The sequence below is a fragment of the Marinomonas sp. FW-1 genome (assembly GCF_005222245.1).
Lineage (GTDB): Bacteria > Pseudomonadota > Gammaproteobacteria > Pseudomonadales > Marinomonadaceae > Marinomonas > Marinomonas alcarazii.
The window spans coordinates 1,111,433-1,134,693 of record NZ_CP025987.1 but is presented as its reverse complement, the minus strand read 5'-3'; the positions used below and the strand labels follow the sequence as shown (position 1 = coordinate 1,134,693).

The window sequence follows — 23,261 nt, the reverse complement described above, 5'->3', positions numbered from 1 at the left end:
CTCCTTTGAGGCTTTTCACTTTAAAACAATTAATTCGAGGCCTTTTCACTACGTTACGAGCAAAGCCAAGACGAGGCAAAAATAGACGAGAAAGCGGAGTTTATGAGTTATAAATGAGCAATTCGAGTCTATTTTTAACAAAGTATTGGCGAGCACGGTAGTCGTGCCAAGTTATCAGCTTACGCTTTCTTCAACACGGTCTTACCGCCCATATAAGGCACTAGTACATCAGGAACGCGCACACTACCGTCTGCATTCTGGTAGTTTTCAAGTACAGCAACCAATGTACGACCGACAGCCAAACCAGAACCATTCAAGGTATGTGCCAATTCTGGACGACCGGTTTCAGGGTTACGCCAGCGCGCTTGCATACGACGAGCTTGGAAATCCCACATATTAGAGCAAGAAGAAATCTCACGGTATTTGCCCTGACCAGGCAACCATACTTCAATATCGTAAGTTTTGTGCGCAGAGAAACCAAGATCACCACCACACAAGATCACAGTACGATAAGGAAGTTCTAGCTTCTGTAGAATCACTTCTGCGTGACCAACCAATTCCTCCAGCACCTGCTCAGAGATATCTGGACGACAAACGTGGACTAGCTCAACTTTTTCGAATTGGTGCTGACGAATCATGCCGCGAGTATCACGACCATAGCTGCCTGCTTCACTGCGGAAACAAGGCGTATGTGCAACAAACTTCTTGTGCAGGTCCGCATCGTTTAAAATTTCATCACGCACTAGGTTTGTTACAGGTACTTCTGCTGTTGGAATCAAATAAAGATCGTTGTTGCCGCTTTCTTTATCCACTGGCACTTTAAACAAATCCGCTTCGAACTTAGGTAGCTGGCCTGTTCCCTTTAGGGAATGAGCGTTCACCAAGTAAGGTACATACACTTCGGTATAACCATGCAAGTCAGCATGAGTGTTGATCATGAATTGCGTTAGAGCGCGGTGTAGACGCGCTAAATCAGAATGCATAACGGCAAAGCGAGAACCAGTAATCTTCACTGCTGCTTCAAAATCCAGCATATCCATCGCTTCACCAAGATCAACGTGATCTTTTGGTTCAAAGTCGAATTGCTTAGGTGTACCCCAACGACGTACTTCTACGTTATCGTCTTCGGTCTTTCCTTCTGGAACAGAAGCATGCGGTAAGTTTGGAATACCTTCTAATAAGCTTTCCAGCTCGTCTTGAATTTGTGTTAGCTGTGCTTTTGCCGCTTCAAGGTCGTCACCCAGCGTCGCTGTTTGCGCTTTTAATTCAGCCGCTTTTTCTTTATCGCCAGACTTCATCGCCTGACCAATTTCTTTGGATACTGAATTTCGGGCTTGTTGCAGCTGCTCCGTTTCTACTTGAATGGCTTTACGACGCTCTTCTAAGGAAGAAAAAGTCGCCACATCCAACTCATAGCCTTTCTTTTTAAGTTGAGCCGCAATGGCTTCTGGGTCAGCGCGTAATGCTTTAATGTCTAACATCTCTGCAACAATATCCTTCAAACAGTGTATAAAAATAAATTAGGGTATTTTCAAATAATATAAGAGATCAGAACAAACGCGCGAGCGTCATTCCAACCGCCAAACCAACAATACCCAAAATGCAGCTTAATAATAAATAGCTTACTGCAGTTAGCCAAGCCTGCATGTTAATAAGGGAGACAATTTCCAATGAAAAAGTGGAAAAAGTGGTAAATGCACCTAAAAAACCCACCATAATTAATGGACGATAAGGTTCAAGTGACGGCAGACGCTCACTAATCAGCACAAACGCCACTCCCATTAACACGCAACCCAAGACGTTCACTACCATAGTGGCTAAGGGAAAATGGTATTGCCAGTGGGTATTAACCCACTTAGACATACCATAACGACTCAATGCGCCCAGCGCACCGCCAACCGCTATCATTAGATACATCATAGTTTGTCCTCTTGAGACAAGAAACCATAGCGTTGTAATGGACTTTGGTCATCTAAATCTGACAACCAAGCCAGTTTGTCATTGATCTTTTTCTCTAGGCCGCGATCTGTCGGCTGATAATAACGCATATCCGCCAATTCTTCTGGCATATAATTTTCGCCAGCAGCGTAAGCATGCTCTTCATTGTGAGCGTAGCGATATTCATCACCGTGCCCCATGCTTTTCGCCAATGAAGTGGGGGCATTGCGTAAATGCGCAGGCACTTCATAACTAGGCTGTGCCGCAACATCTGACATTGCTTGGTTAAACGCTTTGTATACCGCGTTACTCTTAGGCGCACACGCCATGTAAACCGCCGCTTGAGCTATCGCACGGTTCCCTTCTCCTGGGCCAACACGTTCAAAAACATCCCATGCGTTTAGACCAATTTGTAAGGCTCGTGGATCGGCATTGCCAATATCTTCTGAGGCAATCGCCAATAAACGTCGTGCAATATACAAAGGATCACAGCCACCATCCAGCATTCGCGCCATCCAATATAAGGCACCATCAGGAGAAGAACCACGAACCGATTTATGAAAGGCGGAAATCTGATCGTAAAACACATCGCCTTTACGATCAAAGCGGCGAAGACTTCCTCCAAGAACATCTTCAAGCTGTTCTTGGGTAACTTTACAACCAGGTTCAACCAAATCCGACAAAATCTCTAAAAAATTAAGTCCTCGTCGAATATCGCCATCAGCAGCTTGAGCTAACACAGATAAAAAATAATCCTCTATCTGAAAGCCATTTTCGAGGCTTTTTAGGGCCCGGGCCAATACAAGCTCCACCTCTTCGACACTTGGTGTTTTTAAACGATAGACTCGCGCCCGAGATAACAGAGCGGAATTCAATTCAAAAGCAGGGTTTTCGGTAGTAGCACCGATAAACAAAAATGTGCCATCTTCGATATAAGGCAAAAAGGCGTCTTGCTGTGATTTATTAAAACGGTGTACTTCATCGACAAATAAAACGGTCTGAGTGCCGTTCATCATGCGTAATTGCTTCGCTTGATCTACCGCAGCACGAATTTCCTTAACACCAGACATGACCGCTGATATTTCAATAAATTGCGCATCAAGGGCGTGAGATAAAAGCTGGGCAAAGGTCGTTTTACCAACACCGGGAGGACCCCAAAGAATAAAGGAATGACAGTGTCCTGTTTCTACCATTCTGCGCAACGGCTTTCCCGGACCCACCAAATGCGACTGGCCAATATAATCATCCAGACTCGCTGGCCGCATTTTTGCTGCCAAAGGCTGATAGGCCTCTGGCGGAACATCCGAAAAAAGATCTTTCATTACTGACCTTCTACAATAACATCCACGTTAGCTGGCAAATCCAACACAAAGTTTTCTTTTGCCACGCCTTCATGCGTCTCAACATTTTTAAATTCGATAACCGTGGTTTGCCCAAGGGTATCTAAAATACTCATGGCGCTGATCACTTTATTTTTAAAAGACAGAGTCAGTGCTTGAAAGAGGTCTTGATCGTCTTTTGGCGCCAAGCGAAATTTCTCAGCCCCCAATACACTCACATCATAATGAGGAAGCACATCCGCTGCTGGTTGCCCCAAAAGAGCCGCTGGCGAATTACCAACCGCACCTGACAATGGTTTTTTCGTTGCTTGCTCTAAATCCACATCCCAAACAGTGATGTATTTGCCATCAGAAATAATACGCTGGGAAAAAGGCGTCACACTGTCCCAAACAAATTGATTAGGTTTAGCCAAGAGAAAGACACCCTCACTCACTTGAAGCTGCTTCCCCTTTTCATCGTATGTCACTTGTCGGAACTCACCTTCAATATTTCGGTTCATTTCCAGTAAACTTTCTATTGAACCAGACGCATTGTCCTCTGCCTGCACTAGCGTCGATTGAAAAATAGCTAAAAAGCCAAACAGTGCGAAAGTGACGAATTTATTAACCAAAATGTATCTCCACTCATATAAACATAAAGCCCCAGAACGAAACTAGGGCCATCGACTTTTACTCTGGAATCAAGATGTCTCTTTGTCCATTGGTTCCCATTGGACCAACCAAACCAGCGGCCTCCATTGCTTCAACCAAGTTAGCCGCTCTGTTGTAACCTATTTTCAATCGACGTTGAATAGAAGAAATCGAAGCTTTACGCGTTTCAATGACAATTTTCACAGCTTCATCATAAAGTGCATCTTTATCTTCACCGCCGCCATCGGTCATTAAGTCTTCTGGGTTAACGACTACATCCTGAATGTATTCAGGCTCTCCACGCTGTTTCCATTCTTCTACTACCGCATGAACTTCCTCATCCGATACAAACGCACCGTGCACACGAATTGGGGTTGGCAAGCCAGCTGGAAGGTACAACATATCGCCCATACCCAAAAGCTGATCCGCTCCACCTTGATCAAGTATGGTTCTGGAATCTATTTTCGAAGACACCTGAAACGCCATACGTGTTGGAATATTCGCCTTAATCAAACCTGTAATAACATCCACAGATGGACGCTGGGTCGCTAGAATTAAGTGAATCCCCGCTGCCCTCGCTTTCTGTGCTATACGGGCAATCAGCTCCTCTACTTTTTTACCGACTATCATCATCATATCGGCAAATTCATCGACTATAATAACAATGTACGGCAAAGGCTCTAAATACGGTACAGTTCGCGCCACGCCATCTTCTGAAAACATAGCCATTTCTGGCTGCCATAACGGATCTTCGATCGGCTTGCCCGCTTCAATAGCATCACGAACTTTTTTGTTGTAACCCGCAATATTACGCACACCAAGCTTTGACATAAGTTTGTAGCGACGCTCCATTTCATCTACCGACCAACGCAAGCCATTGGCAGCGTCTTTCATATCAGTTATAACAGGCGTTAATAGGTGCGGAATACCTTCATAAATCGACAATTCAAGCATTTTCGGATCGACCATGATCATACGCACTTCATCAGGTGTCGATTTCAATAACATACTTAAAATCATGGCATTTACGCCCACCGATTTACCAGAACCTGTCGTACCAGCGACCAACACATGAGGCATTTTAGCTAGGTCGACAACAACAGGCTCGCCAGAAATGTCATGACCCAATGATAAGGTCAATGGCGAAGACAATCGTTCATAGGCATCGCAATTAATCACCTCTGAAAAGTAGACGGTATCACGAACTTGGTTCGGAATTTCAATCCCGATCGTCGACTTACCGGCAATCACTTCAACCACACGAACACTCATCACACTCAAGGAGCGCGCAAGGTCTTTTGCTAAGTTGGTAATTCGAGAGACTTTCACGCCTGGCGCTGGCTGAATTTCAAACCGTGTAATGACCGGACCTGGGTTCACTTCAACCACTTCGGCTTTGACACCAAAATCTTGTAGGCGCTGCTCTAATAATTCAGACAAGGCTAATAATTCATCTTCAGAATAACCGCCCTGCTTAGGTTTTGGCTTAGTCAAAACGGAACGATCCGGTAAAGAGTAAGCCTCTGTTTTTTTACTGCTTTCCGCTTCATCAGAGTAAGGACCGCCAAGAGAATCCAACTGCTTCGCTTCAGACAAAGTACGAAAAGCAGGTTTGTGTGCTGGCGAGATCTCTGCTGGTGCCGCTTTATCAGAACTAAACAACATCGCATCAGCTTGTTCTTTGGAAATACCGGACGAAACAGCAGCAGCCTCAGGTTGGGTTTGAGGCTCTTTTACTGGCTGTTTATATTGTGGTGTGCTCGTAGCTTTTGTTACATCGTCACTTTGATCTGACCAAGACTCTTCTATATAAAGCGTGTCACCAAAGTTAACGTCTTTATCGTCAAAGGCTAAACCATCGGAAGTTAAATCATCAAAACCACCAAGCTCTGGCTCCGTATGAGCGACAAATTCTTTATCGGATTTATCTTCCTTAGCTTTTGAAGATCGCACTTTTGAAAACAAAGCAGACATACTAAATTTCGATTTCTTAGAGTCATCGGAACTTGAGCCTTCATTTTCCGCAACCGATTCCTCAAACAAAATATCCACCGCTGGCTGCTCTTTCTGTGCCTTTCTTCTTTTTCGGACTATTGCAGGCTCTTCTACTTCATCAGAAACAGCTTCTAGATCAATCAGCTCATTCCTCTTATTGGCCTTTAGCTCTCGTCTGCTAATCCATTTTTGACGGACAAACATAGCAAAGTTGTACGCTCTTTCACCTAATCGGTCCATCAAACTCAACCAATGCACCTGAGAAAGCAGAGTGAATGACAAAATCACTAACGCCAAGCTAACTAAAGTCGCACCATCATAACCAATGAAGCCATACATCAAAATGCCAAGTGCGCGACCTAAAATGCCACCCGTGCCATATTGCAAAGAAGGTTCACCGACTGAATGCAAAAAACACAGTACGGATCCAAAACATAAATACAAAATACTACCAATGGTACAAAGCAAGGCGTTATTAAGAGGCAATAAGGAATGTGGGTTACGCCATAAAATGATCGCTACCCAAAAGAACAAAGGTGGTAAAGAATAGAATAGAGACCCGAAAAAGCCGGACGCTAAATCGGCAATAATGGCGCCAATTGGCCCCATAGAATTCTGGATAACGGCTCCGCTGCCAGAATAAAACCAACCAGCATCGTCTGGATTATAAGTATAGGTCGCCAAACCAAAAAAGAATAAACACAATAAAGCAGCTATAAAGGCCGCCTGTTTGGCAAACAACTCCCAAATTGGTGATCGTACCGACTCACTCATTTTTTCTGACAAAACGCGCCTTCCTATTTCATGCTAACCAAAACAAAATAAGCTCCATTCAAAGGAGCCATAAGTTCGCTAAGCTTACCATAAAAAAAGCCAACCCAAAGGGTTGGCTTTCGCTTTAACTCGTAAAGGTGTTCCCATTTTCAGAGAAGACCTTTAGGGGAATAGCTTAGAAAGAAACTTTAGCGCCAACTACAGAGTAGTCAGAATCATCAGCTTCGTATGATAGGTAAGAAGCGTAGAATGTTACATCGCCTGGAGTGTAGTAAGCAGTAAATTCAGTACGACCTTGATCTACTTCATCAACACCTTCAGAGGACTCACCACCTTTAGTGTAATACTGAGCAGCAAGAACAAGCTCTTCAGAAACTGGCAAATCAAGACCAATACCTGTGTTCATAACGTCGGCATCATTTACAGTACCAACACGAACGAAAGAAGACAATGTTGCCATACCAAGAGGCGCTTTAACACCAACAGTTAAAAGCTGGTTGTCAACGTCGTCAGACATTTTGTAGCCAGCAGATACACCCAAAGTTACACCACTAAATTCTGTTGTGTATGCTGCATTCAAAGAACCTACGTTATCACCTTCTTCAATTTCGAAAGCAACAGTAAGGCTATCATTAACCATGTAACGAACACCTAGGTCATTACCAAAATCATCTTTCGCATGGTCGTTATCTTCTTCAACACCAGCGTTGTAAGCAACAGAGTCTAGAATAGTGCCATCGAAGTCACCAAACTGAACAGCGCCAGTCTTAACATAGATTTCATCCAAGTTAAATGCTGTGTTGCCTACTTCGTCTTCACCTTCTGTTGAACCTTCCATATCAAGGTCAAAGTAAACTAGACCAGTATCACCGATAATGTTCACTTCACCACGAGAAGTAGCAGAATCACCACCTGATTCTTGAGATTTGTACTCAAGACCAGCAGTACCTTTAAATACTGGCTCAGCAGCAAAAGTAGCAGTAGAAACAGCAGCCGCAACAGCAGATACTGCAAACACAGAAGCAAGTTTAATCGCTTTCATTCAAGATTCCCCTTTATATTATATTGTGTGGCCTTGTAGACCCTTTACTGATTTTCGTCTAACCAAGAAACGTTGCTAAATCAACGACTCATGTATCTTAAAACCGATCAGTTTCACTTTTGTGACACCTGCCAAAAAAGTAAATTATCTGCAGTTCCCAACACCGTATTCCATAATCTTTTCGAACTACCGTTTAGGACTGCATCGATTAAAACCAAGTTTTCCATTACTGGTCAAGCTTTCCTTGCACTTTTTTTCTTTTTTTTTTCATTTTGCCCCCTTTATTGAGTAAAAAACACCCAATAAAGGCAACAAAGGTCAAAACACTCTAATTATTCATGCACATTCTTACGCTTTAAGCATAACATTGTGTCAACAAGTCGCAAGTAGAATGTTTTTTCCTCCTCAGTTCAAATATCGGAGTTAGATTGTTTTTCTTTAATTTTTTTGTCATTTTTTCTCTACAATAGTTTTTCGCGCCAAAAAAACTATAATTGACGCCCTCAGACCACATTAAACATTTAGGCTAGCTAGACAAATGTCAGATTCCGAAAATAACGACGCTCACGAACTCTTGTTACTTTCAGAGTCACCCTACGACACACCTGACCCTCATAAAGCCCTTCAAGATCCTGAAGGCCTCTCTGCCGTTGGTGGGGATCTGACAACAACACGCTTACTTCACCTGTACAGTAAGGGCTTTTTTCCGTGGTTTAGCGACCCCGACCCTATTTTGTGGTGGCACCCAGAACAGAGGTGCGTGTTGATTCCCGAACATTTCCATGCCTCTAAATCACTCAAAAAAGCCTGTAGAAAAGAAAACTGGATGTATTCGGTCAACCACTCTTTTGAGTCGGTTATCGACTACTGCTCTGCCTTACGGGCAGACAAGGAAGGGACGTGGATATCCAATGACATCAAAGCAGCCTATACAAAACTCCACAAACTGGGCTATGCCCATTCAATTGAAATTTGGCTTGATGAAAAATTGGTTGGTGGTTTTTATGGGGTGGCTATGGGCAAAATGTTTTTTGGCGAATCCATGTTTTCACTGCATCCGAATGCGTCAAAGATTGCATTAAAAACATTTTGCGACCTCACTAAGGATTGTCATATTGAGCTCATCGATTGCCAGGTCGAGTCAGAGCATCTACTTTCGCTAGGGGCTAAACAGCTGCCTCGCAATGATTTTTGCGCAGCACTTACTGACCTCATTCCCAAGATAGAAAAGAATTTAAAACTCATCAACATCGGAAAAAATTCAGGCAAATGCCCACTGTGATACAAAAATAGACGCAATCAGAATGCAACTAGGTTTGCCTTACGCTGCATTTTTAGGCAAAATACGCTCGATCAAAATTCAGACGTCGCTAAATACACAATTATGATTTAGATATTTAGCGCTCAACCGACCAAGAGAAACATCTTTTTTCTTCGTCTGCAGACCTTGGCGCTCTTAAGGTCGGCGTCTACTAAACAAATAGTAAGTTAACACTATAGGACACATATTGTGGCAAAAGAAGAAGGCTTAGAAATGGAAGGCACTATCATTGATACGTTGCCTAATACCATGTTCCGTGTTGAATTAGAAAACGGACACATCGTAATCGCACATATCTCTGGTAAAATGCGCAAAAACTACATTCGTATTTTAACTGGTGACAAAGTTAAAGTTGAGCTAACACCTTACGACCTATCTAAAGGCCGTATCGTATATCGCGCACGTTAATTTAAGCAGCCTTAACAAGGCAACTTAAAGTAAACGACATAAAAAAACCGGACACTGTCCGGTTTTTTTATGTCTGCTTTTCACCATATCCCTCCTCCCCTTGATTTAGGAAGGAGGGTTATCACCTAATGAACCACAGCTTCTTTAATCACCTCAAACTGCAGTTCATCACTTTTCTCATCCAAAGACACTTTGACATGACCACCGTCGTGTAGCTCCCCAAATAGGATATGATCCGCCAAAGGCTTCTTCAGATGCTCTTGGATCACTCGCGCCATCGGACGTGCACCCATTTGACGATCATAACCTTTGTTCGCTAACCAGCCTCTGGCTGTGTCTGAGACCTCTAACAAGACCCCTTTCGGATCCAGTTGCGCCTGCAACTCCACCAAGAACTTATCAACAACATTGAAAATAATACGCTCATCAAGCTGCTGAAACTGAATAACAGCGTCAAGGCGGTTTCTAAATTCTGGCGTGAATGTGCGATTAATCACTTCCATACCATCTGTCGAATTATCCTGACTTGAGAAACCAATAGAACGTCGCGCTAATTCTTCTGCACCAGCATTTGACGTCATTATCAGGATCACATTACGGAAATCCGCCTTGCGCCCATTATTATCGGTCAAAGTACCATGGTCCATTACCTGCAAAAGCAAGTTAAAGACTTCTGGATGAGCTTTCTCGATCTCATCCAATAGCACCACGCTATGCGGATTCTTTGTTACCGCTTCGGTTAATAAGCCGCCTTGATCAAAACCAACGTAACCTGGTGGCGCACCAATCAAACGCGATACCGCATGACGCTCCATGTATTCGGACATATCAAAGCGTATAAGCTCAAGCCCCAGCTGCTTAGCAAGCTGTTTAGTCACTTCCGTCTTACCAACCCCCGTTGGGCCAGCCATCAAGAAAGAACCGATAGGCTTCTGCTCAGCTTTCAGCCCAGCACGAGACAGTTTAATCGCAGCTGATAGGGAATCAATCGCGTTATCCTGACCAAACACCACCATTTTCAGGTTGCGTTCTAGGTTAGATAGCACTTGCCTGTCGTCTGAGTTAACCGCTCTAACTGGTACTCTGGCAATTTTAGAAACAATGTCTTCAATATCGGCAACCGTAATAACTGTTTTACGTTTGTCTTCCGGCTGAAGGCGCTGATAGGCACCAGCCTCATCAACAACATCAATGGCTTTATCTGGCATATGACGGTCCGTCACATAGCGCTGAGCAAGCTCTGCCGCAGCCAATAAAGCCGGTTCTTCATACTTGATTTTGTGATGTTCTTCGAATGCACCAATGATGCCTTTCAAAATCTGATAAGTATCATCAACACTTGGCTCGTTTACATCGATCTTTTGGAAACGACGCGCCAGTGCATGGTCTTTTTCAAATACGCCACGGAATTCTTGGAACGTGGTCGAACCAATACAGCGCAAACCACCTGAACTCAAGACAGGCTTAAGCAAGTTAGAGGCGTCCATAACGCCACCAGAAGCCGCACCAGCCCCAATGATGGTATGAATTTCATCGATAAACAAAATGGCGTTCGGTAATTTTTTCAGTTCGCCGAGTAACTGCTTTAGGCGTTTTTCAAAATCACCACGGTATTTTGTGCCTGCTAATAACGCCCCCAAATCCAAGGAATAGACAACGCCATCAGCGATAACATCAGGCACCTGTCCATCAACAATACGTTTTGCTAAACCTTCAGCAATGGCTGTTTTACCAACGCCAGACTCACCAACTAAAAGAGGGTTGTTTTTACGACGACGAGAAAGTGTTTGTATCACTCGCTCTACCTCGTATTCACGACCGATTAATTTATCAATCTTTCCAGCTTTAGCTTCTTCGTTGAGATTGGTAGCAAATTTTTGTAAGGGTGCCGTTGTTGTATCGTCTGCTTCGTCATCGTGATCCAAGTCTTGAGAAGCCGCGTCGCCTGTTTTAGAAATGCCATGCGCCACATAATTGACCACATCAATTCGAGCAACGCCATGTCGCTTAAGAAGATAAACCGTCTGACTCTCTTGTTCGCTAAAAATCGCCACCAGCACATTCGCACCAGTCACTTCACGCTTACCAGAGGACTGAACATGAAAAACAGCACGCTGCAATACCCGCTGAAAGCCTAAGGTAGGTTGAACTTCACGCTCTTCGTCGTCTTCAGGAATAAGAGGCGTTGTGCTATTAACAAACTCCTCAAGCTCCTTACTTAAGATGTCTAAATTGACACCACATGCTTTTAGGACGCTTGAAGCAGCGCCATTTTCAATAAGAGCTAATAATAAATGCTCAACCGTCATGAATTCATGGCGCTTGTCACGCGCCGCCTTGAAAGCTGTGTTCAGGGTTTGCTCTAGTTCTTTATCTAACATTGCTATTCCCTCACTCTGAATCAGTCGACCTTTTGTAGGTCACACATTAAGGGGTGCTCATTTTGTTCCACGAACTGTTGTACCATTGCTACTTTGGTTTCAGCAATATCAAAGGGATAAATTCCACAAACACCTTTCCCTTTCATATGTACTTCTAACATTACCTGATTAGCCTTCTCCCCATCCATAGAAAAAAAACGTTGTAACACAAATACGACAAAATCCATTGGCGTATAATCATCATTAAACAACACCACCTGATACATAGAAGGCGGTTTTAGTTCTGTTTCCTCTGGAGCAATCGCAATACTCGAATGCCCGTGTTGTTCATCATCTTCTGATACTAGTCTAATTTTCTGATCTACAATCATTCCACGCCTCTGAGGCTACAATTTTTCACATAAACAGCCAAATATGAAACATTATCACTCATATACGGCCGTTTCTTAAAAACAGATTACCACTTGAATTTTACAAATACCAAAAGGGCTTCTACGCTTTTATTGGGGCGACCAAATGTGCAATCAATGCTTATTGATGAAATTCTAGCACTGATTGACCAAAACAATTCGCACCTATTTAGCAATCTAAGCTATCCGAACTATATTTTTAAATCTAACAGCTCGCTATTACAGGCTAACTATGTTCTGAGTGGATAAGGAGTGGCTCATGCATCACGGATCAGTAAAGTGGTTTAATAATGCGAAAGGATATGGATTCATTGTCTCGGAGGATTTTAATGAAGATTTATTCATTCATTATTCTGCGATCAATGTAGAAGGATATAAAACCCTAAAAGCCGGACAGGCAGTGACATTTGATGTCGAACCAGGGGAAAGAGGGTTGCACGCTATTGAAATAAATCCAACCATTTCAAATCAAGAGGATTCAGCCAAGAGCGACTCAAAAACACAACCAGCATAGCATCAAGCCTAATCGCTATCCTTAGACGAATTTGTTATCTTACTCCCTTCACGGGGAGTGAGACGATCACTCGAGTCTTTATTAACCTCAAAATGCCCGCTTATAAGCATCTATTTACTCCATGCCTTCAAACTTAATTTTATTTAACAAGCCCTTTCGAGTTCTAAGTCAGTTTTCTGCAGAAGGAGATAAATCCACCCTTGCAGATTTCATTGATGCGCCTGAATTCTATCCTGCAGGACGACTAGACTTTGACTCGGAAGGATTATTACTGCTTACCAACCAAGGTGCGTTACAGCATATTATCGCGTCTCCAGACTTTAAAATGCCAAAGACCTATTGGGTTCAGGTAGAAGGTGATATTTCAGATAGCGCATTAGAAAAACTTAGGCAAGGCGTTGAGCTAAAAGATGGGCTGACCAAACCCGCCAAGGCGGAACGCATGGCAGAACCCGATATTTGGGAAAGATCACCGCCCGTTCGCTACCGTGAAGCCATCCCAACCAGTTGGCTATCACTGCAGATTCGAGAAGGAAAAAATAGACAAGTACGCCGAATGACCGCCGCGGTTGGCTTTCCAACACTCAGATTAATTCGCTATGCCATTGGCCGATATACTTTAGAAAACACAGAAATTGGCCAATGGAAACATATAGAGCCAACGGACATTTTACTAAAAGAGGTCACTCAGTTTGAAGAGCAAAGAAAGAGAAAGACTGCCACATCTAACCGTCGCCGCCCTAGTGAGAAAGGACACTCAAGACCCCAAGGCAACAAAATATCTCATGGTGAAGGAGTGGCAAGACGGAAACCTAGTTCTAAACCAGCCAGCAGGTCACGTCGAAAATAATGAAAGCGTTATAGAAGCCGTTATCCGTGAAACAAAAGAAGAGTCTGGCTGGATAGTAAAACCCGTCGGTTTACTGGGCATGTATGCATTTACCCCTTTCGAAGGCGCCGACACTTATCATCGCCTGTGTTTCTTATGCGAGCCCGTAAGCCAAAGCGACGAGCCGCTCGACGATGACATTGTTTCTAGCCACTGGCTAAGTTATGAAGAAATTATGGCACTGCCTCATCGCAGCCCATTAATTAAGGCCTGCATTGAAGATTCATTGAATAACCCCATTATCTCCTTATGCTTCCTATCGGATCAATTTCTTCAACCTGAGAAAGTGATACAATAACGAATATTAAATTAATCTGTGGTCTTGCCTCTTCGCTTGACCAAATTAACAGCCGAGAAATAACAGCACATGAAAGACAGTCCTATTGCGAACAACGCAAACAGCTCAAAAAAAGTCATTGTCGGCATGTCCGGCGGCGTAGACTCCTCTGTATCTGCACTTATCTTGATGCAACAGGGTTATCAGGTTGAAGGTCTTTTCATGAAGAACTGGGACGAAGATGATGGCACTGAATATTGCACTGCAAAAGATGACCTTGCCGATGCCCAAGCCGTATCGGATAAATTAGGTATCAAACTGCATACCGCCAATTTTGCAGCAGAATATTGGGACAATGTCTTCGAGCACTTCCTTGCCGAATACAAAGCTGGACGTACGCCAAACCCAGATATTTTGTGCAATAAAGAAATCAAGTTTAAAGCATTTTTGGAATACGCCATGGCACTCAATGCCGATTACATTGCCACTGGACACTATGTTCGTCGTGGCGAAAAAGACGGTGAGCCATTGCTTTTGAAGGGCTTAGACGGCAACAAAGACCAGAGTTATTTTTTGTATGCTGTTGGCAAAGATGAAATCGCCAAAACACTTTTTCCTGTTGGTGAACTAGAAAAACCGGAAGTACGCCGCCTAGCGGAAGAGTACGGCTTAGTCACTCATAACAAAAAAGACAGTACCGGCATTTGCTTTATTGGAGAACGTCGTTTCAAAGACTTCCTCGAACAGTATTTACCTGCTCAACCAGGCGATATCGAAACCCTAGAAGGCGACAAAATTGCTCGTCACCACGGCCTAATGTACCACACCATTGGCCAGCGCCAAGGTTTAGGCATTGGTGGTTTGGCGAATTACTCTGACGACCCATGGTATGTCGTAGAAAAGGATTTAGAGCGAAACGTCTTGATCGTCACACAAGGTGGTCAACACGACTCTCTTTTCAAAACCCACTTGATCGCTGATAACTTAGATTGGGTCGCGAGAGAGAAACCTAGCTTTCCATTAACCTGTAAAGCCAAATGTCGCTACCGTCAGGCAGACCAAGATTGCACCATTAACGAGTTGGCCGACGGGCGTGTTGAAGTATCTTTTGTTGAACCACAACGTGCAATCACACCAGGACAGTCTGTGGTATTTTATATAGATGACGTCTGCTTGGGCGGTGGAATCATTAATGTGGCTTTTAATAAGTAATGTTTAACACTCCCAAATGAAACACCACCCTAACCTAAGTTTTTGAGAGTAACGAAACGTGAGTAGAGAAAAAGAGCAAACTATCGCCCTATCCGCTGTCTTTCAAGCAGCGGAGCTGGTGTCTATTTTAGCCAAAACAGGAAAAGTCGATAACGAAAGCTTAAAGCCACTTTTAGACAGTATTTTGATGCTGAACGCTGCCTCTACAGAAGATATTTATGGTGGGCAATGGGATTGTCGAAGCAATCTTGCTCTGGGGCGACGTATTGCACAACAAGCTCTTGGTAAAGAACGCAGCAGTGTCAACCCAGACACACTTAGATACGCATTAAGTTTAATTCACTTAGAAAACAAGCTGTCTAAGACACCGGAAATGCTGTCACAGATCGGCCAAAGCATTATCAACATCGAACAGAAAAAAGCCCACTACGAAAGCGTGTTACACGACAATATGCTGGCGTCTATTTCGGGCATGTATCAGGACACACTGAGCAAGTTACCGTTTCGTATTCAAGTGCATGGGGACAGTCGTTTCTTACAGCAGCCACAAATATCCAATCAAGTCAGAGCCATTTTAATGGCCGGTATTAGAGCCGCAATGCTCTGGCGACAACTTGGCGGTAAACGCTGGCATTTAATTTTCAAACGCAAAGCGTTACTAAGCGCTTTAGAAGCTCGTCATTAATTTTATTTAAAAGGCCTATTAGGCCTTTTTTTAGCACTAAAGATTCTTATTTAAACAGTGGAATAATTGAAATCAATTTCCAGTATATCTTAGGGTCGATATCTCTATCTTGGTTTTTTATGTAGTATATCGTGCAAATTTTTAACCTTTGTGGGTTAACGTATTAGAGCAGTTTAAATTAGGGAATGGCGGCTAAAAGTCATCTTCGATTCAATGGGCTAAGGCCTGAAATGTTAGGGGAATTACATGTCAACGAAACAAACCATTTACTATACATTTACTGATGAGGCGCCAGCGTTAGCTACAGCGTCTCTACTTCCTATCTTTGGCGCTTTCGCGAAAGAAGCAGACATCGAACTAAAACTAACCGATATTTCTTTAGCAAGTCGTGTTATCGCTGCGTTCTCAGACCTTCTTCCAGCTGACAAGCAAGTAGAAGACGGCCTAAAATTCCTAGGCGATCTAACTGCACAACCAGAAGCAAACATTGTTAAATTGCCTAATATCAGTGCGTCTTTGCCGCAGCTTTATGCGACAATCAAAGAATTGAATGCTGAAGGTTACGGTCTTCCTGAATACCCAGAAAACCCACAAACAGACGAAGAAAAAGACATCCAAGCTCGCTACTCTAAAGTACTAGGCAGTGCCGTTAACCCAGTTCTACGCCAAGGTAACTCTGACCGTCGTGCTCCAGCAGCAGTAAAAGGCTTCGCTCGTAAGAACCCTCACTCAATGGGCAAATGGAGCAAAACCTCTATTTCTCACGTTGACTACATGCGTGAAGGCGATTTTTACTCTTCCGAGCAATCCACCACTATGGAAACTGCTCAAACTGTTAAGATCGAATTCGTTGCAAAAGATGGCTCGGTAGAAGTGAAAAAATCACTTCCTCTGCTCGCTGGCGAAATCATCGACAGCATGAACATCAGCACTAAGAAGCTACGTGAATTCTTTGAAGCGACAATGCAAGAAGCGAAAGAAGACAACATCATGTGGTCTGTGCACCTTAAAGCAACCATGATGAAAGTGTCTCACCCGATCGTATTTGGTCACGCGGTAACCGTTTTCTACAAAGACGTTTTTGAAAAATACGGTGAGCTTTTCAAAGAAATCGGCGTAAACCCAAACAACGGTTTAGGTAGCGTATACGACAAGATTCAAAGCCTTCCTGAAGCGAAACAAGAAGAAATCAAACAAGCCATCCAAGACGTTTACAAAACTCGTCCTGAATTAGCGATGGTTGACTCTGATAAAGGCATCACTAACCTACACGTACCAAGCGACGTGATCGTTGATGCTTCTATGCCTGCAATGATCCGTAACTCTGGCAAAATGTGGGGCCGTGACGGCAAAGCACACGATGCTAAAGCGGTTATTCCAGACAGCACTTACGCTCGTATTTACCAAGAAACAATCAACTTCTGTAAAACCAATGGCGCATTTAACCCAGTAACAATGGGTACTGTTCCAAACGTTGGCCTAATGGCTCAGAAAGCAGAAGAATACGGCTCTCATGACAAAACATACGAAATGAAAGCCGATGGCGTGATGCGCGTTGTCGATGCAAACGGCAACATCCTAATGCAACACAACGTTGAGAAAGGCGACATCTGGCGCGCTTGTCAAACCAAAGACGCGGCTATTAAAGATTGGGTAAAACTAGGCGTTACTCGTGCTCGTCAATCTGATACTCCAGCGGTATTCTGGCTAGAAGATGCTCGTCCACACGACAACGAGCTTCGTAAAAAAGTAGAAACTTACCTAAAAGATCACGACACTAGCGGTTTAGACATTCGCATTATGTCTTACAACGAAGCGATCCGTTTCTCTATGGAACGCATCATTCGTGGCTTAGACACTATTTCAGTAACAGGTAACATCCTACGTGACTACCTAACTGACTTGTTCCCAATCCTAGAGCTGGGTACATCTGCGAAAATGTTGTCTATCGTACCAATGCTTAATGGCGGTGGTATGTATGAAACTGGCGCTGGCGGTTCTGCTCCTAAGCACGTTCAACAGCTTATGGAAGAAAACTACCTTCGTTGGGATTCGCTAGGTGAATTCCTTGCAGTAGCCGTATCGTTCGAAGAGCTTGGTATCAAGCACAACAACGAAAAAGCAAAAATTCTTGCGAAGTGCCTAGATAAAGCAACAGGCAAATTGCTAGACACTAACAAGTCTCCTTCTCGTAAAGTGGGTGAAATCGATAACCGTGGTAGCCACTTCTACCTAGCGCTTTACTGGTCTCAAGAGCTTGCTGCACAAACAGAAGATGCGGATCTTGCAGCGAAATTCGCACCTCTAGCGAAGCAACTTGCTGATAACGAAGATAAGATTGTCGCTGAACTGGCAGCCGTTCAAGGCAAACCTTCTGGCCTATCTGGTTACTACCACATGGACCTAAATGAAGTAGCTAAGATCATGCGTCCTAGCGCTACCTTCAACTCTGCATTAGCAACACTGTAAAGTAAAACTCGAAAAACCAAGCCCAGATAGTATCCTTTGGATACTATCTGGGCTTTTTTATGCCAATCCCTTCCGTGAATCCCTGTATTACCTTCGCCCTTTTGCCTATAATAGCGGCTCCCTGAAAACCATGTTCGAGGCGTTATCTCAATGGAATTAACTAGCTTAAATGCAATTTCCCCTATCGACGGTCGTTACGGATCGAAAACCAACGTACTACGTCGCTCTGTGAGCGAGTATGGTTTGCTGCGTATGCGAGTCATAGTCGAAGTTCGCTGGCTACAGGCTCTTGCCAAACACCCACAAATTATCGAAGTTCCAGCATTAAGCAATGAAGCAAGCGCTTTATTGGATCAACTTGCGGAAAACTTCAGTGAAGCTGATGCACAAGCCATTAAAGACATTGAGAAAACAACTAACCACGATGTCAAAGCGGTTGAGTATTTCATTAAGAACAAAATGGCGGACAACGCAGAACTTGCCGCTATTTCTGAATTTGTTCACTTCGCTTGTACGTCTGAAGACATCAACAACTTATCTCACGCTTTGATGCTGCGTGAAGCATTGGAAGAAGGCATTGCTCCAGAGCTTAAAAACGTCATCAACGCCATTGAAGACCTGGCTATTGAGCACGCTGAGCAATCTATGTTGTCTCGTACACATGGCCAAACAGCATCACCAACCACTGTTGGTAAAGAAATGGCGAACGTAGCTGCACGTTTGAAGCGCCAGCTTAAGCAAATCGAAAACGTTGAATTTTTAGGCAAAATCAACGGTGCAGTGGGCAACTACAATGCTCACCTTTCTGCATACCCAGATGTTGATTGGCAAGCACACGCCGAAGCGTTTGTGACGTCTCTAGGTTTGACTTGGAATCCTTACACCACTCAAATCGAACCACACGATTACATCGCTGAACTATACGATGCGATTTGCCGTTTCAACACTATCTTGATCGATTTCGATCGCGATGTATGGGGCTACATTTCCATGGGCTTCTTCAAGCAAAAAACCATTGCAGGCGAAATCGGCTCTTCTACTATGCCGCACAAGGTTAACCCAATCGACTTCGAAAACTCCGAAGGCAACTTGGGTATTGCGAATGCCATTATGGGTCATTTGAGCGCAAAATTACCTATCTCTCGCTGGCAGCGTGACCTAACTGACTCTACGGTTCTACGTAACCTTGGTGTTGGTTTGGCGCACAGCTTAATTGCTTATCAAGCAACACTAAAAGGCATCAGCAAGTTGGAAATCAACGCGCCTCGTCTTGAAGCAGACCTAGACAATGCCTGGGAAGTTCTTGCTGAACCAATCCAAACTGTCATGCGTCGCTACGGCATCGAATCTCCATACGAGAAGTTAAAAGAGCTAACTCGTGGTCGCACTATCGATCAAGCGACGATCGAAGCCTTTGTTGATACGCTAGAAATGCCAGAGCAAGCCAAAGCCGAATTAAAAGCGCTTACGCCAAGCACTTATATCGGTAATGCGGCCGCTCAAGCAAAAGCAATTCGCAACTAATTTCTCTAAGGGATTTCCCAATGGTATATTGGGATTCTTAACGAGCGTAATGAAAAGGGCCGATTTATCGGCTCTTTTTGCCTTTTAGGCAGTAAAAACTAAAGCATCAGACCATTTTCTTTGTTCTTTTTAACGAGCGACTTATGACAAATCTAAACACACCACTGTCTATTCTTGGTGGCATGACAGCCCAAACTTTTATCGATGAATATTGGCAAAAAAAGCCATTATTGATTCGTGGCGGCCTTGTCGATTTCACTCCACCATTAGAAGCGGATGAGCTTGCAGGCATGGCCATGGAAGAAGAGATTGAGTCACGCATTGTTATCGAAAAAGGAATTAGCCCTTGGGAGATGCGCCAAGGTCCTTTTACTGAAGATACCTTTGCCACGTTACCAGAAAAAGAATGGACACTGTTAGTTCAGGCCGTTGACCATTGGGTTCCAGAAGTCCAAGCTCTAAAAGAACAATTCGAATTTCTGCCAAGCTGGCGTTTAGACGATGTCATGATCAGCTACGCTACAGAAGGCGGAAGCGTTGGTCCACATTATGACCAATACGATGTATTCCTAGTACAAGTATCAGGCAAACGCCGCTGGCAGGTATTGGCTCCAGACGAATATCAAGATTCCGCTATTCCAAACATTAAGCTGCATATTCTCGATAACTTTCCGGTTAACCCTGAAATGGACTGGGAATTAGAAGCCGGTGACATTCTCTATTTACCACCTAACTTTGCCCATAATGGACGCTCACTGGATGACGAGTGCATGACTTACTCCATCGGATTTCGTGCGCCAAGCTTGCAGGATGTCTTAACCGGTATTTGCGATAAATTATGCGAAACAGATAACGTTAAAGATCGCTTTGCGGCTCCAGAAACCGCAAGTCGCCAGCACAGCGCGCACATTAGCAAAGACGATATCCAGTACTTACAAAGCGAATTGGCAAACCTCATTAGTCAACCTGATCTGCTTGCAGAATGGTTAGGTGAAACCATGAGTGAAAGCAAATACCCTGAATATCTAACACCGTTAAACCAGCAAGAAGTAGACGAAGCATTCGCCAACGCAACACAGGGTCAAACCTTTATTCGACCTGGCGATGCCAGAATTTGTTATTACACACCACAAAGCGATGACAACTCAATTCGCGTATTTTGTAACGGTGAAAACCTAAAGGTTGATGCTGAGCTAACCGGTTTCGTGGAAGCGGTTTGTCATCAAGTTGAATTCGATTTTTCAGGCCTAGATTTACAACAGAACAGCGACCTAGAACCTCTTGTGCGTTTTCTGATTGGTCAGCAAGGGCTTATCGAATTAGTCGCACCTGAAGAATAAGGATAAGCAATGAAGGTTTTAACATCAGACTGGAACAGCAGCAAGGATCAACTGACCTTTGTTCGCAAACAGGTCTTTATCATTGAACAAGGTATCGATCCGCAAGACGAATGGGACGATCGAGATGAAGACGCTGTGCACTTTGTCTCCTTTGGTACCACCGCGGTTCCTACGGGCACTTGCCGTTTAACCGAGGAAGGGCAAATCGGCCGCTTGGCAGTATTACCTGCCTATCGACATCAGGGCTACGGTGAAATGCTGTTAATTCGTGCTGTGAAAGTCGCCAGAGAAATGGGCATTCGCAAAGTGTTTTTAAACGCTCAAGTTGACGTACAAACCTTCTATGAAAAGCAAAACTTTCGCACAGATGGGAAAGTCTTTCTGGAGGCAGGGAAAATGCACATTCGCATGGAAAGAGACATATAGCCTTTCTCTTTACCGATCTATTTTATACAAAAAAGCGAGTCGTTCCGATTGGATCGACTCGCTTTTTACATTCTGCTTGCTGCTAGAAGTTTATGCGACGATTAAACAATCGCAATTAACTCAACATCGAATTGCAATACAGAGAAAGGTTGAATCAATGCACCAGCGCCTTGAGCACCGTAAGCCAATTCTGCAGGAATAGTAAGACGGTATTTCGCACCCTCTTTCATCAACTGAAGACCTTCAGTCCAACCAGCGATAACGCCAGTTAGAGGGAATTCAATTGGCTCACCACGAGCGATTGAGCTATCGAATACTTGTCCATCAATTAGACGACCTTCGTAATGTACGCGAACTGTCGCTTCACGGCTTGGTGTTGCACCAGTACCTTCTTCAAGTACTTCAAACTGCAAACCGCTTTCAGTTGTTTGAACGCCGTCTTTTTCTTTGTTTGCAGCAAGGAAAGCTTCGCCTGCTTTTACGTTCTCTTCAGACGCTGCACGGCTTTTTTCTTCCATTTTTTGCTGTAGTTCAGCAAAAGCAGCTTCTAGCTCTGCACCAGGAACTCGCATCTCAGTGCCATTTAGGGCATCTTCAATCGCTGCAAAAAGGTGTGTTAGAGACAATTCACCAAGATCGCTACCACGTAGTTGATCACCAATTTGACGACCAATGCCGTATGCGATTTTTGATTCGTTAGAGTCGAACGACAGTTCAGACATGATTACACTCTCTTATTCATTAACTAAAAAATTGAGTGCACATCATAACATAGGCAAATCTCATGGGCTTGTGTTTCAAACAATTGACGCCGAAAAACCTTCCCCAGAAAAATATATTAATCGATGCAATAGACTTTATAAATGATATTCATTATCATCTAAGTCAACCTCTTACTATGGAGTACATTATGAAATCCAAGAACTTTGTCCAACCTCACCATAATTACGCTGAGACCAAAAAAACCACTGACTATTGGGGCATGCTGTTTATTGGTTTTATTTTTCTGTCATCAATGAGTTGTTTTTTATTCGCCAATCACAGTTGATCGACAAGCTCAACAATGATTGACCTAAATCAGAGCAGGCATAGCTAAAAGGATTAAGCTATAGGTACATTGAAAGAGGACCTTGTTATGTTACCTAAAATAAACACTATTGTTTATGCTTGTGATCTAGATGGAAAAACACAAGCCGCTATGGAGCTCGTTCTTAGCCTAGCCAATACACATGGAGCCAAAGTCATATTGATGCATGCAATAGAGCCATTGAACGCTCAAGCATCCAATATGATGAATAATTACATTAGCGAAGACATCAGAGAAACAATGCGAAAAGATGCCATCAAAGACATCAAAGCTCGCATGGAAAGATTATTGGCTGAATTCATGGAGAAATATTCTGCAGAGCTTTCTAGCCTAGCAACACCGCCTGAAACCGTGATCGTAAATGGCGTTCCATCTGAATCTATTCAACGCCTCGCCAAAGAAAAAAATGCGGATTTGATTATAATGAATAGCCGAACACATGGTCGAATTAGTCAAATGATTATTGGCTCAACTGCCAATAAAGTCATTCATTCCAGCACGATTCCAGTACTTGTTGTACCAATTAAATAACAGTCAACTCTGGTCACACTTCTCCGTGTTCGATACACTTACTGTATATATAAACAGTAAGTGTATTT

21 protein-coding genes are annotated in these 23,261 nt (G+C 43.5%); 12 read left to right on the top strand and 9 right to left on the bottom strand.

Annotated elements, in window-relative coordinates; all coding sequences use genetic code 11:
• Positions 1-179: 179 nt before the first annotated feature.
• From serS to C1X04_RS05260, 6 genes are all read right to left on the bottom strand, one after another.
• Positions 180-1,481, bottom strand: a complete 1,302-nt coding sequence (gene serS / locus C1X04_RS05285; RefSeq protein WP_137169344.1) for a serine--tRNA ligase — start codon at positions 1,479-1,481, stop codon at positions 180-182.
• A gap of 67 nt (positions 1,482-1,548) precedes the next feature.
• The gene (gene crcB / locus C1X04_RS05280) at positions 1,549-1,920 is read right to left on the bottom strand and encodes a fluoride efflux transporter CrcB (protein ID WP_137169343.1); all 372 of its coding nucleotides are present in this window, start codon (positions 1,918-1,920) and stop codon (positions 1,549-1,551) included.
• Positions 1,917-3,260 carry a replication-associated recombination protein A gene (locus tag C1X04_RS05275; protein WP_137169342.1) on the bottom strand — a complete coding sequence of 448 codons (1,344 nt, stop codon included), beginning with the start codon at positions 3,258-3,260 and terminating at the stop codon, positions 1,917-1,919. The genes crcB and C1X04_RS05275 overlap by 4 nt, the downstream gene beginning before the upstream one ends.
• The gene (lolA, locus tag C1X04_RS05270; RefSeq protein ID WP_245926898.1) at positions 3,260-3,889 is read right to left on the bottom strand and encodes an outer membrane lipoprotein chaperone LolA; all 630 of its coding nucleotides are present in this window, start codon (positions 3,887-3,889) and stop codon (positions 3,260-3,262) included. Before lolA ends, C1X04_RS05275 begins: the two co-directional genes overlap by 1 nt.
• Before the next feature lie 58 nt (positions 3,890-3,947).
• Positions 3,948-6,677: a DNA translocase FtsK gene (locus tag C1X04_RS05265; protein ID WP_137170719.1), complete on the bottom strand. Its 2,730-nt coding sequence runs from the start codon at positions 6,675-6,677 to the stop codon at positions 3,948-3,950.
• Positions 6,678-6,852: 175 nt separating this feature from the next.
• The gene (locus tag C1X04_RS05260) at positions 6,853-7,719 is read right to left on the bottom strand and encodes a hypothetical protein (RefSeq protein WP_137169341.1); all 867 of its coding nucleotides are present in this window, start codon (positions 7,717-7,719) and stop codon (positions 6,853-6,855) included.
• Between the two features lie 538 nt (positions 7,720-8,257).
• On the opposite strand from C1X04_RS05260, the gene aat reads away from it, so the two are divergent.
• Together aat and infA are read left to right on the top strand one after the other, a co-directional pair.
• Positions 8,258-9,001, top strand: coding sequence for a leucyl/phenylalanyl-tRNA--protein transferase (aat, locus tag C1X04_RS05255; protein WP_137169340.1), 744 nt, complete (start codon positions 8,258-8,260; stop codon positions 8,999-9,001).
• A 228-nt stretch (positions 9,002-9,229) separates the two neighbouring features.
• Complete coding sequence (infA, locus tag C1X04_RS05250) at positions 9,230-9,448, top strand: translation initiation factor IF-1 (RefSeq protein WP_110571526.1); 219 nt, start codon at positions 9,230-9,232, stop codon at positions 9,446-9,448.
• Positions 9,449-9,573: 125 nt separating this feature from the next.
• On the opposite strand, the gene clpA is transcribed toward infA, so the two are convergent.
• On the bottom strand, positions 9,574-11,829 hold the full coding sequence (gene clpA / locus C1X04_RS05245) for an ATP-dependent Clp protease ATP-binding subunit ClpA (protein ID WP_110571525.1): 2,256 nt from the start codon (positions 11,827-11,829) through the stop codon (positions 9,574-9,576).
• A gap of 20 nt (positions 11,830-11,849) precedes the next feature.
• Positions 11,850-12,200, bottom strand: coding sequence for an ATP-dependent Clp protease adapter ClpS (gene clpS, locus C1X04_RS05240; protein WP_110571524.1), 351 nt, complete (start codon positions 12,198-12,200; stop codon positions 11,850-11,852).
• A 298-nt stretch (positions 12,201-12,498) separates the two neighbouring features.
• Between clpS and C1X04_RS05235 the strand changes: the two genes are divergently transcribed.
• The 9 genes from C1X04_RS05235 (at position 12,499) to C1X04_RS05195 (ending at position 21,575) form a co-directional block, all read left to right on the top strand.
• Positions 12,499-12,753 (top strand): cold shock domain-containing protein, encoded by a 255-nt coding sequence (locus C1X04_RS05235; RefSeq protein ID WP_110571523.1) that lies wholly within the window; start codon positions 12,499-12,501, stop codon positions 12,751-12,753.
• 121 nt (positions 12,754-12,874) lie between these two features.
• Positions 12,875-13,603 carry a pseudouridine synthase gene (locus tag C1X04_RS05230; protein WP_137169339.1) on the top strand — a complete coding sequence of 243 codons (729 nt, stop codon included), beginning with the start codon at positions 12,875-12,877 and terminating at the stop codon, positions 13,601-13,603.
• Positions 13,497-13,940: an NUDIX hydrolase gene (locus C1X04_RS05225; protein WP_245926896.1), complete on the top strand. Its 444-nt coding sequence runs from the start codon at positions 13,497-13,499 to the stop codon at positions 13,938-13,940. Before C1X04_RS05230 ends, C1X04_RS05225 begins: the two co-directional genes overlap by 107 nt.
• A gap of 69 nt (positions 13,941-14,009) precedes the next feature.
• Positions 14,010-15,131: a tRNA 2-thiouridine(34) synthase MnmA gene (gene mnmA, locus C1X04_RS05220; RefSeq protein WP_137169338.1), complete on the top strand. Its 1,122-nt coding sequence runs from the start codon at positions 14,010-14,012 to the stop codon at positions 15,129-15,131.
• Positions 15,132-15,189: 58 nt separating this feature from the next.
• Positions 15,190-15,816, top strand: coding sequence for a high frequency lysogenization protein HflD (gene hflD / locus C1X04_RS05215; RefSeq protein ID WP_110571519.1), 627 nt, complete (start codon positions 15,190-15,192; stop codon positions 15,814-15,816).
• A gap of 246 nt (positions 15,817-16,062) precedes the next feature.
• Positions 16,063-18,285 (top strand): NADP-dependent isocitrate dehydrogenase, encoded by a 2,223-nt coding sequence (locus C1X04_RS05210; RefSeq protein WP_110571518.1) that lies wholly within the window; start codon positions 16,063-16,065, stop codon positions 18,283-18,285.
• 150 nt (positions 18,286-18,435) lie between these two features.
• The gene (gene purB / locus C1X04_RS05205) at positions 18,436-19,809 is read left to right on the top strand and encodes an adenylosuccinate lyase (protein ID WP_110571517.1); all 1,374 of its coding nucleotides are present in this window, start codon (positions 18,436-18,438) and stop codon (positions 19,807-19,809) included.
• 143 nt (positions 19,810-19,952) lie between these two features.
• The gene (locus C1X04_RS05200) at positions 19,953-21,149 is read left to right on the top strand and encodes a cupin domain-containing protein (RefSeq protein WP_137169337.1); all 1,197 of its coding nucleotides are present in this window, start codon (positions 19,953-19,955) and stop codon (positions 21,147-21,149) included.
• Between the two features lie 9 nt (positions 21,150-21,158).
• Positions 21,159-21,575 (top strand): GNAT family N-acetyltransferase, encoded by a 417-nt coding sequence (locus C1X04_RS05195; protein WP_110571515.1) that lies wholly within the window; start codon positions 21,159-21,161, stop codon positions 21,573-21,575.
• A gap of 101 nt (positions 21,576-21,676) precedes the next feature.
• Here C1X04_RS05195 and C1X04_RS05190 read toward each other — a convergent pair whose 3' ends face one another.
• Positions 21,677-22,297, bottom strand: coding sequence for an FKBP-type peptidyl-prolyl cis-trans isomerase (locus tag C1X04_RS05190; RefSeq protein WP_110571514.1), 621 nt, complete (start codon positions 22,295-22,297; stop codon positions 21,677-21,679).
• 413 nt (positions 22,298-22,710) lie between these two features.
• Here C1X04_RS05190 and C1X04_RS05185 point away from each other — a divergent pair, with 413 nt between their 5' ends.
• Positions 22,711-23,193, top strand: a complete 483-nt coding sequence (locus C1X04_RS05185; protein WP_110571512.1) for a universal stress protein — start codon at positions 22,711-22,713, stop codon at positions 23,191-23,193.
• Positions 23,194-23,261 lie beyond the last annotated feature (68 nt).